A 16604-nucleotide genomic window follows, 5' to 3' on the forward strand; every position below is an offset into this window, starting at 1 on the left:
CCGCACTCTGTCCACGATTATACGCTTTCGTAAGATTGTGCTTTTCTACGAAGGCCCTATCGCGCTAGCCGAACCACTGAAAGCCAGTTGAAAGCTTCGAGCGGCTACCAAGGAGCTGCATCGTGGAGGAAGCACTTGTATCGTGATGACAGGCGATGCGTAACTCATACTGGAGGAGACCTTAATGCGTTCGTCACGCAGTCTTTTTAATAGCATCGCTGTTTCCGCACTGATCGCCGCCGCGTCGTTTGGTGCATCCACGGCCCGCGCCGCTGACAAGATCACCATCATGGTTGGCGGTTACGAGAAGCAAATCTACCTGCCTGCAAAGCTCGCCGAATCCCTCGGATACTTCAAGGATGAAGGCCTGGACGTCGAGCTTCTGAATGAAGCCGCAGGCGTCGACGCCGAGAACCAATTGCTTGCAGGTGCCGTCCAGGGCGTTGTTGGTTTCTATGACCACTGTGTCGACCTGCAGGCCAAGGGCAAGTTCGTCGAGTCCATCGTGCAGTTCAGCCAGGCACCAGGCGAAGTTGAACTCGCCTCCACGAAGCAACCGGACATCAAGTCGCCGGCAGACTTCAAAGGTAAGAGCCTTGGCGTAACGGGTCTTGGCTCGTCCACCAATTTCTTGACCCTCTACATGGCCTCGAAGGCTGGGTTGCAGCCCGGCGACGTCGTCACCATCCCCGTAGGCGCAGGCGCGACGTTCATCGCCGCCATGCAGCAGGATCAGATCCAGGGTGGGATGACGACCGAGCCGACGATCTCGCGCATGTTGAAGACAGGAGAAGCAACTGTCCTCGTAGACATGCGAACTGTCGAGGCGACGCGACAGGCGCTTGGCGGCACCTATCCGGCGGCATCGTTCTACGTCGAAACCTCCTGGGCAGATGCACACAAGGACGAGGCCCAGAAGCTGGCCAATGCGTTCGTGAAGACGCTCCGCTACATCAATACGCACTCGGCGGCCGAGATCGCAGACAAGATGCCTAAGGACTTCTACGTCGGCGACAAGGACGGGTACGTCAAGGCACTCGACCAGGGCAAGGGAATGTTCACGCCAGACGGCGTGATGCCGGAAGACGGTCCCAAGACAGTCCTGGCGGTCCTTTCGGAATTCTCGAAGAACGTCAAAGGCAAGCAGATCGACTTGTCAAAGACTTACACGACTGAGTTCGTAAAGAACGTAAAGTAAGTCACGTTGCGCCACTTCCGTCAGTCGGAAGTGGCTCCCACCCTGGGCATCGCGTGTGCGCCCCCAAAACCACGCACAGGTATCACCATGAATCAGGACAACAAGCAGATCCCAGCGATCGAGCTGGTCAATGTTAGCCGTCGCTTTGTTTCCCCGACCGGAAAGTCATTGACGGCACTGCGCGATTTCAACATGACGGTTGGCCGCGGAGAGTTCGTCGCGGTCGTCGGCCCAACGGGTTGCGGCAAGTCGACCACTCTCAATCTGGTCACAGGTCTTGCGAAGCCAAGTGCAGGTGAAGTTCGGTTGATGGGCGGCCCAATCAACGGCATAGACCCTCGTGTTGGCTTCGTGTTCCAGACCGACGCTCTCTTCCCCTGGAAGAATGTCCTCGACAACGTCATGTCCGGTCCACTCTTCCGTGGCAAGTCGCGGGCTGAAGCCGAGAAAGGTGCAAAGGATTGGCTCGCACGCGTCGGGCTATCCAAGTTCATCCATCACTATCCCCATCAACTGTCCGGTGGAATGCGCAAGCGCGTTTCGCTCGCGCAGACGTTCATCAATGAACCTGAAATCCTGCTGATGGACGAGCCGTTCTCGGCCTTGGATGTCCAGACCCGCACTGTAATGCACGAAGAACTCCTGAAGCTTTGGGCGGATCGGAAAGCATCGGTCATTTTCGTCACCCACGACCTCGAAGAGGCCGTCGCGCTCGCCGACAAGGTTTACGTGCTGACCGCAGGTCCGGCGACCGTGAAGTCGGTTTACACGATCGACCTGCCCCGCCCGCGCGTTGTGTCTGAGATCCGTTATGACCAGAACTTCATCGACTACTGCAAGACGATCTGGGACGACCTGCGGCAAGAGGTCGAGACCAGCTATAGGCGCGCAAGCGAAGCAGCCTAAGGGAGGCAATCAGACATGGCATACACGACTTTCGAGGCCCGAACCGCGCCAATCTTCTCCGCCGGCACCTCTGATGCCGAAATTGAAGCTAGTGCGCTGAAAGCCATAAAGCGCCGGAAGAACCTCGTTCTATTCTGGCAGGTATTTATCCTGGTAGCTGTCGTCGGCATGTGGGAGCTCTCCTCCAACATGCACTGGATAGATCCGTTCTTCTATTCCAGCCCCAGCGAGGTGATGCAGCGGCTTTACGAATGGGCGACGCAGGGAACCACTGAAGGCTCGCTCTGGTACAATCTCTGGGTCACAATGGAAGAAGCCCTGATCGGGTTCTTCGCGGGATCGATCACCGGCGTTTTCGTCGGCATCGGCCTTGGCCGCAACAAGTTCCTGTCGGACATTTTCTCGGTCTATATCAAGGCGATCAACTCGATCCCGCGTGTGGTTCTCGCGCCGATCTTCATCATGATCATGGGCCTTGGGCTACCGTCCAAGGTTGCCCTCGCCTTCATCATGGTGTTCTTCGTGGTGTTCGCCAACGCCTTCCAGGGCGTCCGCGAGGCGGACCGCAACATGATTGCCAACGCTCGCATCCTGGGAGCATCTGACTGGCAAGTAACGCGCACAGTTGTGATCCCTTCTGCCATGAGCTGGATCTTCGCCAGCCTGCACGTATCCTTCGGCTTTGCGATTATCGGTGCGATTGTCGGCGAGTTCGTCGGAGCTCGGTTCGGCATCGGCCAGTTGATTTCAATCGCAAAAGGAACATTCGATGCTGCCGGAATGTATGCCGCGATCCTGCTTGTGATGGTCGTTACGCTTTTCGCGGAATTCATCATGACGTTGATCGAAAACAGGCTCGCCAAATGGCGTCCGCAACAGCACATCGACACGCAATAAGCACCTAGTCCTCCCAAGGACCATGGGGCTGGGTTCGTACGGGCCCGGCCTCATCTATTTCTTGCGTAAACCGCAATAATCTATTGCTTTTAAGCAATAGATTGCCATCACACGACACGTGTCCAGCAATTCCTCCTTCGCAGAGAGTCGTCGTTCAAATTCGGTGCGCGACGGCATGTCTGAAGAATCGAAGCTACGAGGTGTCCGACCCGTCCACTTATCCAGCGCGGCAACTGGGCCCCGTCGGCTCGAAGCTGGGATTTTGGCCAAGTTGAAGAACGATTGGTGAACGTCAGGGTTTGACTTGCGCGTTGAGCAGCATAGTCACATTGTCGGCGGTAAACTTGAAGCCTCGGCGATCGGGAATACGCTCCACCGAGATTGGATATTTGGGCCGCCGCGGATCAATGCCCGTGATCCGGAAGCGCTCACCGCTGGCGATAAACTCGCGTCCGAAGTCAGTCGCTTCCAGGCCGTACTGTTCGGCCAGCAGAGCGAACATCTCCTTTTTCAGATTAAGCGGCTTTCCATCTGGTGCGGGAATACTGACACGAAACGACGGCTCGAACGCGAAGCCGGGCTCCAGGCCACGCCATCCGGCGCTTTCGATGACCAGTCCGTGATCTGCGGCGATCGTTTTGCACGCTTCGAGCATAAGGGCCTGGATTTTTTCGCATGAAGTTGGTGTCAAACGGGTGACGCGGGCGGCCTTGCTCATTGGGGAAACACCTTTACGGACCTGATAGACCGTGCCGCGCGATATGCCGAGATCACGGGCAATCTGGCTTGGCCCGTGGCCCTGTTGCAGACGAAGCAGGATTTCTGCGCGGTCAATCTTCGGCGGGCGGCCCTTGTAGATGCCACGTTTCCTGGCAGCGGCGATGCCTTCAGCTCGTCGCTCGCGCCGCAGATTGGTCTCGAACTCCGCGAGGACGCCGAGCATGTCGAAGAACGCCTTTCCAGCGGCTGTGGAGGTATCGACGGGCTGCTCGGTGGCCACCAGATGCGCGCCCTTGGCCTTAAGCCGGTCGACTATCACCTGAAGATCGCGCAGAGATCTGGCCAGCCGGTCGATGCGGGTGATGACGAGGGTTTCGCCGGCATGGATGAAGTCGAGGATGGTCGTCAGTTGCGGCCGGCCTTCGAGCGAGGCGCAATATCACCACGGAGATACGCCGCCTGAATCCAGTGTGGCCATAACGATATCTTCCATGAGCGGAATGTCCTGTAGATGATGCTTGTGCATCAGCGCGAAGGCTGCGGCTGCCAGTGCTTTTGACATTCGCTCCTTCTTGGCCGATTTGAGAATGATGGCGGTTTGCAAAAATCGTCTCGCCCAAATGTCTCGCCGCCCTTCGAGAAAGGCCCAGATCCTTTTTTCAACTGTTCGCGACGAGCGCGAGCCCTGGAGAATGGTGCGTGTTTCTGCTGTGTCTTCAAACCAGCTATCGGCGAACGGGACGAGCGCATCCAGTGCGGACTCGTTGCGAAGCATCCGATCCAGTTGTGCCGCTGTCGCATTCTGGATTTCCCTTTGTGGATCGGCATGTTCCAGCAAAGCCTGCAGATCTCTTTCCTGGGGCTGCAATTGGCTCAAGCCGCAAGCCTCCATGACGTCAATGAAGCCAGGCGCGGGTGGATGGCCGTTTTCCATCCCATCCGCCAGAGCCGCCTCCAGCAGCAGCTCGGCAGCCATTCTATCTATTTTGACGCTGTTTGTTTCCTGGCGAGAATAGGAGATGATGCTGTTTGCCTCGCGCTTTGAGCGGCAACGAATGACAAAGGCATCTTTGATGCCGTAACCGGTCTTTAACAGGATCATCGCAACAAATGTCCGGTCTTGCAGTTTTCCGACGATCGTAATGCCCTGCGCTCCGACACCGTCAGCCGTGGTCGCCATGATGTCGCTGACGATCGGCTTCGCCCTGTTTTGATTGGAAACATCGGCAAGACCTTGTCGCCGAGCCAGCTTGCTAATGTCATCGATAGCCGTCCGGGCGGCGCTCGCCGGCAACCAGCCACGAATAATCGGTAAATAGGATAAGGTTTCAGGCGCCAGCTCCCCGCGCATGAGCCTTTCTCGTAGGCCGGCAGCCACGGCCTCCCGGGTCAATGCTGCCCCAGACACCAGCCAATAGAGCGCGCAGCGTTCCAAAAAGGGATTATCGAGGCTCATAAGATGATGAATAAACCCGGCTTTGACATCGTCCGGCATTCCTGCCGTCATCTCATCCAGGCCGCTGAAGAACTCGTACGGGCCACCACCTTCAGCCTCAACTTCCGCCGCTAGAACGGCAAGTGCGCCATCAAGATCCGGCATCGCAACCTCGACGGCGGCGCTTTCCCCCTCCGGATCGAGCATCAGGATGTCTGGCACGGGCAGCCCGGAACGGCGATACAGACCCGCGATTTTCAAACGGTGGAGCGGCTCGAACGCGTCGGCGGCAATGTGAGCTTTGATGGCCTTTTCTGCATTTTCCAGGAAAGCCATTCCATATGAGCTGTCATTCTCGATGCCCATTCGGGCCTCATCCAGCAACAATCCGAACAAGGTTGCCGCATCAGGATGATTGTCCATGGACTGCACAACCTCCGCAACGATGGCGTCGCAGGCCATGCCATCGGCCAGGAGATCATACTTTGCTCTCTCGAACCAGAACTGGAATTGTGCCGACGACAACCCGTGCTGGTAGAGAACATTCAGGCATGCTTCAGCGATCTTGACCATTATCGTCTCCAAAAGTTATGCCGCCAGCCGATCAAAGTCGATCCGACAATTCAAATCGAGATCGAATCGACCGTGTGGATTGACGTGATTGTAGATGAGCGGGGTGAGGTCCCGATAGTCTTCCGGCGCCATCCGGCCGGCCCATTTCAGTTCCACCAGCACGGTCTGCAGCATGCGCGTGTTCACATAGACCAGTGATGCCTGCAGCAGGTGCAAAGCCAAGGCGGAGATTTCCTGCTCATCGATGCGGTTGGTGGCGATCTCGCTGCCCTTGCCGAAGAACACAAAACCGTTGGCGCGGTTCCAGTTCTCGACGATGTTCAGCCCCTCGTTGATTTCCTGGCGAAACGCCTCCTGGCGAAGGTACCGGCACAAGAAGATCGTCTTGACCGCACGGCCGAGTTCGCTCAGCGCCTTATAGGTCGGATGCGTCACCTCAGCGCGGGCAAACCGCCGCAGGATGGCCTCCGGATCCGCCGTTCTCGTCTGCATGGCGGCGGTGTATTTGACCATTTCGTCATACTGCTGCTCGATCTCTTCCCAGCTGATCCCGCTGGAAAGGATCGGCAGGAGATTCGATTTCGAAGGCGTCCAGCAAACCGGTATTGGGCGCTGCCTCCTTCAGCACATCGAGCAGCCCTGTCATCGGCCAGCGTTGACCGATCTCGCCCTTGACCGCTTCCAGACCTTTCGGCTCGGCCAGGGGCTTGAACGGTGTGATCGATATGCGGTTTTCGCCGCGCCACAGCAGCCTGACCTTGTCGTTTCGCGGGATCGTCTCGTTCAGAAGCCGCAGTTCGTCTTCCAGCTCCGCCCGAATGCCAGCTGTGAAGGCGCGTGCGTCCGGGGTCAGGTTGAGGCCGGAATAATAGGCGTCACGCCGGACTTCGAAATCCCTGGGAAGATCATCGTCGGGATTACGGTAACGATCAGCACCAAACACCCAGATCCCCTTGGAGCGGATGCAATCGCGCAATTGCGTGAGCACGCAAAGCTCATAGCTGATCCGGTTGACCCGACCGTCGTCATCGATGACAGAGCTGCGCCATCTGGCTGGGACCACCTCGTCGATAGGCACATCCTGCGCAGACACAGACCGGCATCCGTCATCCATCTTGCTTCTGATCCATTCCAATGCCGACAACACCAGACGCCAGACCATTATTCGACCGGAATTCCATTACCGAGAGCAGGCTAGGCAACATGCGCCGGTAATGATTGGCCCAGGACGCCCGCATCACCTTATATATCGGCCGGTCGAGAGCGCCTTTCGTCTGGCTCTCCTTGATGATGGCAGCAAGCTTTTCCTTGCCGATGATCGGGAAGATAACATCGCAGACCCGCCCCGCCGGTTCGTCGATCGAGACGACGGCAATGTCGACCAGCACCTTTAGCTTGCCATAGACGCGCTCGATATCCTTGGCGATTTCGCCGACCACCTTGCGTTTCGAGCGCGAGCCGATCTTGTGGATCGTCTCGATCAGCAGATCGACCATGGCGTCCGTGAGCTGCGCTTGTCCTGTCGAAAGATAGATCGCGTAGAGGCCGATCTGTTTGGCCGGCGCGTGCCGGCGCATCTCCCAAGCCTTTTCGCCGGAGACACGGCGAACGATCTGCTCCGCCGATGCCTTGCCCGCGGTCGCCAGAATATTCTGTGGCAGATCGAGCTTTCGGATGAAGGCAAGCTTCGCCGTCATGCCAAGGATGTTGTCGAGTGATGCCTGTCCAGCATCACCTCCCATCGTGTTGAAGCCGGTCGGACCGTCCGGATCGGTGATCGATCCTTCCAGCAATGCGACGGCGCGTTCAGACAGGCGAGCGCTGGTCTCGGCCATCAGGTCATCGAAATAGCGCTACCGTTGCGAACGCACCAAGCGTTCGAGTTCTTTCGGCGACGGACCGTATATGCACCGATCCCGGCACCAGAGAAAAACCTCATCCAGCATTGCGCCGGCCGACTGCCCGGTCGGGCACAACTCGGCAGGCAATCCATAACGTCAGCTCCTCCCGATCGGCGCGCTTCATCTCGGCGCAATGCCGGCGCGCAGTTCGACCAGCGAAATCGTACTCGTGCATGGTATCCGCATCAAATCCAAGCTGCTCGGCCAAATATGAGACACCATCGGCGGGAATGGCACTGTGATCCTATGCGAAAAAGCCGTACGCGGCGAAAAACTTCAGCTGAACTGCCAGACCAAGGCGCGCCGACGTCGGTTTACCGGTTACAAATTCGATATCGGAAAAACTCAAGCTCCACCGCTCGGCCAAATCTTCATGCGAAATGCTCAAACTCGTCACTCCACTCCACAAAACAGAAGCGGAATGTCGGCCCCCGGCAAATCACACGTCAACTATCCCCGCAGCGTTCCCACAACGTTCTTCAACTTGGCCAAAATCCCAGCTTCGAGCCGACAGGGCCAACTGGGGCAGCATCTTTCCTCGTGGGCACCCAGCCCTTGTAAGACCCTTTCTGATGCAGCCCTGCGCAGGGCCAGCTGCTGACGTAGACAACCGCAGTGTGTCGTCGCTTATCGTCAACGCAGCGCCACCATTGAAAACCAGGATGGACCGATGCTAACCTATGCGTGTTATTCAGCTGCGCAGAGTTGCCCGGGGATGGATCCAGTCCATTGCTTTGTCGACTAAATGCCCGTATATGTTGTGCAGTCGGTGATTAACGTGGGTAATACCTCCCATCCCATGCACCGACCGTTCCCCTCTGGAGGTTTCAAACCTCCACACCTTGGGCCTCGACTGTCGATGGCCCTATTTTTTTGGTGCTAGCCAATCATCTGTTGCGACAGACCGGCCTCCGGGTGGCTGAAGGGCCCTCAACTTGCCTTGACCTGTCAGCCTGGTTTCTTGCGAGGCTGAGCATGTTGGGGCCTGCTAACACGCACAGTGTTTGGCTCTTGCAGGCAGCCGAACGGTTACCACCAGTCCGCCACCCTTGGCGTCATCCAGCCAAACGGTTCCACCGGCACCCGTCGCAACCTCAAGAACGATGGCTAGCCCCAAGCCGCTTCCCTCCCCTTCGGTGCCGATAATGCGATAGAAGCGCTCGAGGACGTGCTCGCGCTCCATTGGGTGAATTCCCGGCCCGTTGTCCTCGACACGAAGCACGGCTGTCCCATTTTGTCGCGTTACGGCCACAGTGATCCGGCCCGGCGCAGGCGTGTAGCGGATGGCGTTGTCAACGAGGTTTACCAGCATCTCCCGCAACATGGTGCCGTCGCCCTCAACGTCGACGGAACCATTCTCCTCGAGCCCGATGTCGATGCCGCGGCGAAGCGCTTCCTCGGCTTGCGTGCCCAGTACCTCCCTTGCAACGGCGACGAGATCGACAACGTCTGTCCGTGGCCGTCTGCTTCCAGGCTCTGCACGGGACAGGGTTAGGAGTTGACTGGCAAGTCGCGATATCTGATGCGTGCTGTTGCGAAGCGCCTGTAGGGCCTCATCGCGGCGCTCTGTATTTTTCTCCCTTGCCGCAACGCTGGCCTGCGTTGAAATGAGCGCCAGGGGCGTGCGGAGTTGATGTGCTGCGTTCGAGACAAATCGCCGTTGAGCGGCCATTTGGTTTTGGACCCGCTCCATATGGTCGTTGAGCGCGAGAACAAGTGGGCGCAGCTCGGATTGCACCATCGACGGTGACAAGGGGTCGAGCCGATCTCGACCTCTCTCACGAACCGCATCGCGCAATCTAAGCACGGGAGCGAGCCCACGCTGGAGACCAATAATCGTGACAACGCCCGCGAGGAGGACGAGGACAACCTGCTTCGTGAAATCCGAGAACCATAGACGGCGCCGCAACGCATACTGAGCGTTGTGCGTGACCGCAACCGTCACGGCGATTTCGCCGTCTTTGGGGAGCCCAACAACCGGGTGGTTCAGCGTGAGCGCTCGTACCCCGGCATTACGAAAGGCGCGATCCTGCCCTACCCGTTCAATAGTCGGCAATGGCAGTTCGGGATATCCCGCGACTAGATTTCCCCAAGCCGTAATGACTTGGTAGAAGACTTGATCCTCGTATCCGGTATCGAACATTTCGATTGCCGCAGGCGGGACATCAACCTCAACGGTACCTCCTGCGTCAACGCGAACCGCTTCCGCGATGACGCGGGCCGAGGCAAGCAAGGTATGATCTGTAACAAGCTTCGACGCGGCGTCTGCGGTTCGGAAGCTGTCGTAAAGATTGAAGCAGATCGCACCGAAGAGCGTCAGGATCACCCACGCAAGCAGTTGCGCTCGCAGGCTTTCGCGAAGCCGCCCAAAAACCGACCGCGGATAGTTGTACCACGCCAGCCGCATATCACTGCGCATCTCGGAGCAGATAGCCTAGACCACGCAACGTCGCGATCTGCGCTGAGCTTCTCTCAAGCTTCTTGCGCAGACGGTGAACATAAATCTCGATTGCAGTCGGGTCGGCCTCGTCATCGAAACCGAATACGCTTTCGGACAGCGTGGCCTTTGACACCGTGGTCCCCACCTTCATAACCAGGTATTCCAGCACCGCGTGTTCGCGCGGAGTAAGGGCTAGCGGTTCACCGCCGATGAAGAACTGACGCGTTGAGCCAGCAAATCTCAGATCGCCCACCATGATTTCGGGCGCGGCCCTGTCTTGCCCGCGCCGTACGACCGCTCTGATCCTGGCTTCCAATTCCGCGATTTCGAAGGGCTTCGCGAGGTAGTCGTCCGCGCCGCCATCAAGCCCGGCTACCCGACCGTCAAGGCTGGCATTGGCCGTCAGAATAATCACGGGCACCTTCTCGCCACTTTGACGGATGCGTTTCAACAGCGTCATGCCATCGATCTTGGGAAGGGAGAGGTCAAGAATGACCACCGAATAGCTCGCGACCTTGAGCATCAACTCGGCATCTTCGCCGTCGAAGGCGATGTCCACTGCATACTGGGCTTGCCGAAGCGCCTTGCCGAGCCAATCGGCAAGTTCTTTATTGTCTTCAACGATCAAGATTTTCATAGTCTGTCCCTAGCACATGCGAGCCGTTTGTTGAATGCGAGAGAGCTTCAATACAAACCCATGTGTGCGAGATACCTTAAGACCGTCGAGAGTCGGCGGCGGTTAAGACGGGCTTTCGAGATAACCCGGCAGAACTGCTGGATTAACGCGCCGCGCCGTATAGGCTGGGCGTTCACCGCGGCCAGCCGACTTTCAGCTTGTCGGCAATCCGGGCTTCGACAATCAGCAATGCCATGAAGAGGATGATCGCCAATAGCCAGCCAAGCAACGCATCAGACGCGTAGTGTGCACCAACTGCGACACGCAAACCTGCCATTATCAACGAGCCTGCGACCAATGGCGGTCCAACCCACAGGCGAATACGGGACGGCAGCAGGAAGAGTAGACAGAGCATCCACCCTGCCCCGGAGGCTTCGCCAGAGACAAAGGAACAGTTTTTCGCACACTCGCCAACGAACGTCCCGGCTGCTGCAAAATCGAAGGGGCCGCCGAAGAGACTCGTCTGTACAGGCCGAGGTCTGCCCGAATAGGATTTCAGAAACCCGTTTACAATTAGTCCCGGCCCCAAGCAAAGGCTTACGATCGCAACCACTAGTCTGCCCATCGGAATGCGCTTGCGGATTTCCGTTGAAAGAACGCCACTCGCGCCGACCACGATAATCAGCGCTGCCGCTGCGTATGGAAGCACGTACAGTATCTGCCTTACGTGTTCGACGACCTGCAGTCGACGAAGTGGGAAGTACCCGCAGACAAAATCTGGAAGAGCTGCCTCACATAGTGGGCCGGTGAAGAAGAACGAGGACACCTCGACGTCAAGGGAAGGATGGAGATAGAACGTGGCCAGCAACGCGAACCATGCGCCGATTAGTGCGAGTACTGCTGTGGCCGGAGGGGCTGGCGTATAGACCGACTGTCTCACCATATTCAAATCTCAACGAATGAAGCCTGAGATTGTCGCGTATCCATCATCAGCCTGACAAACACCTGAACCGGCAAATCATACCGACGATGACCTTTTGCGACAGTTAACGGGTTGCTTCTGTCGGCTCGCTCGAGCTTTAGGACAGCGTCATATAGATCACGATAGCGACCATCAGCCCGAGGAAGAGCAGGCTCGTGCAGGGCGTTCCGAAAACTTTCCGCAATTTCCACACAGTGATTGAAGGGCAATTGTATCCCTCGGCTCAACCTACTCCCCGGCAACTTGCGAGGTATGTCTCCAGCCACGATATCAAATCGATCATCAATTTGCGTGCGACTGGCGACAAGGGAACATGCTATTTCGCGGAACTCGCGACCGCGGGCAAACTTGGCGTCGAGCATGTTGACTACCCGATGTCGGCCTCCCAGGTTCTCACACCTGAGCAGGCGGACCGTCTTGTAGAGCTCATGGCAAGCCTTCCGCCGAGCGGCAGCTATCTTACTATTTTGGCCATGTTGGTATCCCTCGTCTTTCGTCAGCATATGCCATGGATAAGAGCTGGGAAGATCTGGAAGATCATTTCGGGATAAGGGGTTAGGCTGGATTCTTCGGCCGTATCGCCAATCCGTCCGTCTTGCACAGTACGACGGGGTGCCGTCCTCGAAGATCAGCGAACTCTGCCCCGGCGGTGGCGATCTCTTAGGACTAAATTAGAAGCTGGCTTTTTTGGCCGATCGAAACACGGTCGCCTGTCGTGGTACCCGCCATCGCTTCCGAGGAACTCCGTTCGCAACGAGATGACGCCCACCAACCGCCTGAACCATGTAGCCGCTTCAGTTACGTCCCTTTCCGGGAAATGGCCGACATTTCGAACTGCACCCAGAAGACACGCCGACCGCACAGAACGGCATCACTCCAGAAGCGACGCGCCATGATCGTTAATTCTACTTGGGGGCCACCAAGGAACAGGCCAGGTCGCCGCATATACCGACTTAGGACTCTCCGCCCGGGCCGTCCATTCCGGACAACGGGCCGAGCGAAATCGCGATCGTAGCCGAATCTGAAGAATGTCCGCAACAACCTTCACCTCGTCTACTGCAGGGCCGTCAGGGCGAGGTTGGCGCGCTGGAGTCGATGCTGTATATCCTGATCCAACAGTTAATCAGCCGAAGCCTCGCCCGCAACAGCAGCAATTCTGCGTCAGCGCGAGCAAATCAACATCCTATGGCGCCCGCTTCAGGTTCGGGTCAGCAATTTACGCAATTTTTGAAGTACCGGTTTGGGGAAAGAGGCAGCGGAGGGGCATTCTATGAAGGGGACTTTTATTGACTACGAACTGCTGCGGCAGTTCGACCTTGACGCGTTCAGGAAAAGGGCACCCTTTCCTTGGGAGAACATTGGCGGCTTTTTGACCCGGGAGGGATTTCAGTCCCTCTATACCAACTTCCCATCGCTTGAGCTGTTCGAACACCACAACAATATACGTCGATCTCATGGTCAGCGCCCGCACAACCGCCACTATCTGGCCTACGAGGACTCGATCTATCATAGAGACAGGCCAGCGGAAGCGGGTGGCGTTGTCGGTCGCGAACAACTGCCCGCGGCCTGGCAGGGTTTCTTGGACGAACTAGAGACGAGCAAAGAATACCAACGTTTCATTCGCCGTGCGCTCGGAGTTTCCACATTCATCCCGCGCTATGCCTGGCACGTTGGCTCGCGGGGATCCGAGGTCTCGCCGCATCTCGACACCCCACCAAAGATCGGGACGCATATTCTCTATTTCAATACGAGCGATGATTGGAATCCCGAGTGGGGGGGCGCCACGCTGGTACTCGGCGGCAAGAAGATCGAAGCTATGAATCCCGATTTCGCGGACTTCGAGACGAGCACTGCGGCTCGTATCACCGACAACCACAGCTTTCTCTTCAAGAACACGTCGTCGGCCTGGCACGGCGCTACAGCACTTACCTCTCCCGACGACAGCTACCGCCGCCTCTTCAACATCATTTTTGAAATGCCGAGACGCTCCGTCGGGCGCAAGCTTGTCGATCGTGCACGCGCGCTGTTCAAAGTACCAGGTTAGTAGCACCACACCGGGCACTTTAACGTTCCTTCGCATTCCGTCTGCCCCTAAGCGCTCAGTTACCGTCACCCGGGGGGGTACCATATGTGGAAGCCGTTCACGACAGAACGCCTGGCAGGCAGACAATGCTCGGCGTCGTCGGCTCGTCGGTGAAAACCGGCAGCCGGCCAGTCGATACGGTCTTCAAGATCGCCCAGTGCGAGGACACTCTCTCGCGCCTCCAAAACTCAAAACCGAACTCCAGAACCTTAGCCAGTCCTGCGGTTCGGCCCGAGGAAACTCACGCGAAGGAGATTTCAGCGTGCAGCTTTCAGTTCGTCAAAGACACCCATTTTCTTCATCGAGCTCACCAGACCAGTAAGTACAATCACCGCAACGAAAAGCCCGACAAGCACCATCGCATAAGAGAGCTCCTGATCCGATATGGAATCTGCCGCCACCCTGTAGAACTCGGTAGCCACCAGCGCGATCAGCGTTGACGACATCGTCGAGTAGTCCTTGGCAATAACGCGCCTGATATTGAATGCCATTCCTTCCGTGGATGCCGAGAATGCACTCAGCTTGAGCCCCCACCTGGGGACGTCCCGGCAGTACGCGCTGTATGCCTCCCCGAACTTGTCAGCCAGGAATTCCTCTTCGGCGTAAATGATGCACTGGTAGATAAACCCGAACAACAAGCATCCGACGGCAACGACCACTGGATTGCCGTGGAACAGGAAGAGCCCGGAGTAGATGAGCATGTTCCCAACGTACAACGGGTTGCGGCAAACACCGAACATGCCTTCCGTGACCAGGTCCTTGGCATAGACCCGCTTATTCAGGCCGCCACGCTTGATGTAGGCATAACCGATCACGGTTGCGCGCAGTATCAAACCCGCGGATACGATGAGCAGTGCGGCGGCGTCTTTCCACCGTTCGAGCGTCGCACTGCCAAGAACCGTCGCGGCCGGCGGCGCAGCGACAAACAATGCGACAATGATGAGCGGAAACGCCTGGTTTCGATATTTGAAAAAGAAATTCCCGATCGACAGCATGAGATCCTTCATGGCTTCTTGTCTCACTTAACCGCGACGATGCCGCAGAAATTATACCAACGGAAGAACACTTCCGTGCTCTTGAAGCCCACCTCCTTGAGCAATTGGGTGTTCTCCTCGAGGCGGTAAGGGATGAGAACGTTTTCCAACGCCTCCCGCTTCTTTGATATTTCGATCGAGGAATACCCGTTACGCCGCTTGAAGTCGTAATAGTGGTCGATGAAGAGCCTGTTGAAGGTCGTGTCCTCGCTGGTCAACTTCTCGATCAGCAGCAAGCATCCGTGTTCGTTAAGACCGTCGTAGATCGTTTTCATCACCCGCTCGCGGAAGAGCGGACGTACAAATTGCAAAGTTAACAACATCGTCACGACGCTGGCGTTTTCCACGGAGAAGCCGCGGTGAAGGTCGCCTGTGACGAGCTCGATAGATCGGTTCGTTCCCGACTCCTCGATCTTCTCAGCAGCTTTTTTGAGCATCTCCGGGGCATTGTCGATACCGACGAAGTCCACGTGGTTGTCGACGACGTGGTCTAGTGCGAGGAGCGTCGTGGCCGTCGAGCAACCAATGTCGTAGAGGTTGGACTGAGGCTGAGCAAAGTCCCGGGCCAACTCGCAAACCATCCGCTGCATCTCTCCGTAGAACGGGACAGAGCGGCTCACCATGTCATCGAAGACATTCGCGACGGTGGAGTTGAATGAGAAATCCTCAACAGCATTGCCTTCATCGGCAAACACCTCGTCACGCGAGTTTGTATGCAGCACAAGACGGCTAGACTTATCGGTCATGTCCGCTCCAAATGTATAGCCATGTCAAAAGGGCGTGCTTTTCCCCTGCACACCCGGCGCGCTACGGTTTTGTCACAGCATTCTGACGGTTACCTGAAAGCGACGCCATTGACACAGCTGGCGGACTACATCGAAGGCGAGCCAGCCCAAAGATCCGTGCGCACCACACGTACTAAGCTGGCATATGTAGAATCGGGAGGCGACAATTGCCTGTGGCCGCCGAAACCATAGCGTGACCGCCAGTAAAACTGGCATTACCGACCGCCAAAGACGAGTTACAACGTCGCGAGGGCCCATAACGTCAGGCTGTTGCTGGATAGCCCGTTGCCTGCAAGCGAAACAGGAAGGGACAGGGCTTCGACCGCTCGGCGTGAAACCACAGAAAGACCGACCGTGCCCATGGTAATAAACAGAAGAACCGCCACCCCACAGAGGCGTTCCCCATCCTCGTAATGATCCAGGCAGGTTCGAGAGGCAGGCCAACATCCTCCGCGCGTTTCGACGAAAGAAGGAAAGTCTGATCCCAAGCTCGCTATCGTCCTCACCGACTTCAAGCAAGAAATGGAAGAGACCTGCGGTAGCCAACAGCGGCAAAGCAAAGGACATTGACCGATCGGCAACTGCCGAGTTCACTCGCGCTTTGCCAAACGGCCGTTTCATTGCGTGATACGCCCGCCTCATCGCCTGATCTTCTTCATTCGTGCGGAGAGTTCGTCTAGGTCGAAAGGTTTGACGAGGAAATCGTCCGCCCCACCCTCAATTCCCGCCAGTCGATCGCTGTATTGGTCCTGCGCCGTCATGATGATAACCGGGGTCTTGTCACCTTCCCTTCGGATAGCTCGCAGGAGGGATAGGCCATTGCCGTCCGGCAGCCACAGGTCCAGAAGCACCAGGTCATACTTCTTCGATGTCAGTCGACAGGCAGCGTCCTTCAGGTTCACACACCAGTCAACGCAATGCCCATCAGCCACGATATGAGACGATACCGCGTCCCCGATGTCGATGTTGTCCTCGACGACAAGCACATTCACCCGATCGCGCTCCTATCTGTTGTGTTGCTGTCGCGTGGAAAC

Annotated in this window: 14 protein-coding genes and 2 pseudogenes; 5 read left to right on the top strand and 11 right to left on the bottom strand. The window is 57.1% G+C overall.

All coding sequences use genetic code 11. The features are described 5' to 3' along the window. Window positions 1–184: 184 nt before the first annotated feature. The 3 genes from AC1DE4_RS21315 to AC1DE4_RS21325 all read left to right on the top strand — a co-directional run bounded on the left by AC1DE4_RS21315 (window position 185) and on the right by AC1DE4_RS21325 (window position 3001). Window positions 185–1198 carry an ABC transporter substrate-binding protein gene (locus AC1DE4_RS21315; protein ID WP_477882842.1) on the top strand — a complete coding sequence of 338 codons (1014 nt, stop codon included), beginning with the start codon at window positions 185–187 and terminating at the stop codon, window positions 1196–1198. 87 nt (window positions 1199–1285) lie between these two features. Then, window positions 1286–2104 carry an ABC transporter ATP-binding protein gene (locus tag AC1DE4_RS21320; RefSeq protein ID WP_477882844.1) on the top strand — a complete coding sequence of 273 codons (819 nt, stop codon included), beginning with the start codon at window positions 1286–1288 and terminating at the stop codon, window positions 2102–2104. A 15-nt stretch (window positions 2105–2119) separates the two neighbouring features. After that, a complete protein-coding gene (locus AC1DE4_RS21325; protein WP_477882846.1) occupies window positions 2120–3001 on the top strand; it encodes an ABC transporter permease in 882 nt (293 codons plus the stop codon). A gap of 724 nt (window positions 3002–3725) precedes the next feature. On the opposite strand, the pseudogene AC1DE4_RS21330 reads toward AC1DE4_RS21325, so the two are convergent. The 8 genes and pseudogenes from AC1DE4_RS21330 to AC1DE4_RS21365 all read right to left on the bottom strand — a co-directional run. Further along, window positions 3726–4154 (bottom strand): annotated as a pseudogene (locus AC1DE4_RS21330) (recombinase family protein); the annotation flags it as partial. Between the two features lie 6 nt (window positions 4155–4160). Further along, window positions 4161–5729, bottom strand: coding sequence for a hypothetical protein (locus AC1DE4_RS21335; RefSeq protein WP_477882848.1), 1569 nt, complete (start codon window positions 5727–5729; stop codon window positions 4161–4163). Between the two features lie 15 nt (window positions 5730–5744). After that, window positions 5745–6305 (bottom strand): annotated as a pseudogene (locus tag AC1DE4_RS21340) (Tn3 family transposase); the annotation flags it as partial. Beyond that, window positions 6247–6822 carry a hypothetical protein gene (locus tag AC1DE4_RS21345; protein WP_477882850.1) on the bottom strand — a complete coding sequence of 192 codons (576 nt, stop codon included), beginning with the start codon at window positions 6820–6822 and terminating at the stop codon, window positions 6247–6249. The pseudogene AC1DE4_RS21340 and the gene AC1DE4_RS21345, both read right to left, overlap by 59 nt. A 13-nt stretch (window positions 6823–6835) precedes the next feature. Then, window positions 6836–7564 (bottom strand): hypothetical protein, encoded by a 729-nt coding sequence (locus AC1DE4_RS21350; protein ID WP_477882852.1) that lies wholly within the window; start codon window positions 7562–7564, stop codon window positions 6836–6838. 1054 nt (window positions 7565–8618) lie between these two features. Beyond that, a complete protein-coding gene (locus AC1DE4_RS21355; protein ID WP_477882854.1) occupies window positions 8619–10049 on the bottom strand; it encodes a sensor histidine kinase in 1431 nt (476 codons plus the stop codon). Then, entirely contained in the window at window positions 10039–10707 is a 669-nt protein-coding gene (locus AC1DE4_RS21360) for a response regulator (RefSeq protein WP_477817470.1), read from the bottom strand. The genes AC1DE4_RS21355 and AC1DE4_RS21360 overlap by 11 nt, the downstream gene beginning before the upstream one ends. Before the next feature lie 172 nt (window positions 10708–10879). After that, the gene (locus tag AC1DE4_RS21365) at window positions 10880–11629 is read right to left on the bottom strand and encodes a phosphatase PAP2 family protein (RefSeq protein WP_477882856.1); all 750 of its coding nucleotides are present in this window, start codon (window positions 11627–11629) and stop codon (window positions 10880–10882) included. A 194-nt stretch (window positions 11630–11823) separates the two neighbouring features. Here AC1DE4_RS21365 and AC1DE4_RS21370 point away from each other — a divergent pair, with 194 nt between their 5' ends. Next, entirely contained in the window at window positions 11824–12219 is a 396-nt protein-coding gene (locus tag AC1DE4_RS21370) for a protein-tyrosine phosphatase family protein (protein ID WP_477882858.1), read from the top strand. A gap of 689 nt (window positions 12220–12908) precedes the next feature. Continuing rightward, entirely contained in the window at window positions 12909–13712 is an 804-nt protein-coding gene (locus tag AC1DE4_RS21375; protein ID WP_477882860.1) for a 2OG-Fe(II) oxygenase, read from the top strand. Between the two features lie 296 nt (window positions 13713–14008). Here the strand turns inward: AC1DE4_RS21375 and AC1DE4_RS21380 are convergent, their stop codons facing one another. From AC1DE4_RS21380 to AC1DE4_RS21390, 3 genes are all read right to left on the bottom strand, one after another. Next, complete coding sequence (locus AC1DE4_RS21380; RefSeq protein WP_477882862.1) at window positions 14009–14758, bottom strand: methyltransferase family protein; 750 nt, start codon at window positions 14756–14758, stop codon at window positions 14009–14011. An 11-nt stretch (window positions 14759–14769) separates the two neighbouring features. Beyond that, complete coding sequence (cmoA, locus tag AC1DE4_RS21385; protein ID WP_477882864.1) at window positions 14770–15531, bottom strand: carboxy-S-adenosyl-L-methionine synthase CmoA; 762 nt, start codon at window positions 15529–15531, stop codon at window positions 14770–14772. Between the two features lie 677 nt (window positions 15532–16208). After that, a complete protein-coding gene (locus AC1DE4_RS21390; protein ID WP_169682443.1) occupies window positions 16209–16562 on the bottom strand; it encodes a response regulator in 354 nt (117 codons plus the stop codon). Window positions 16563–16604: the final 42 nt, after the last annotated feature.

It is taken from the genome of Rhizobium sp. 10N414, assembly GCF_056394785.1.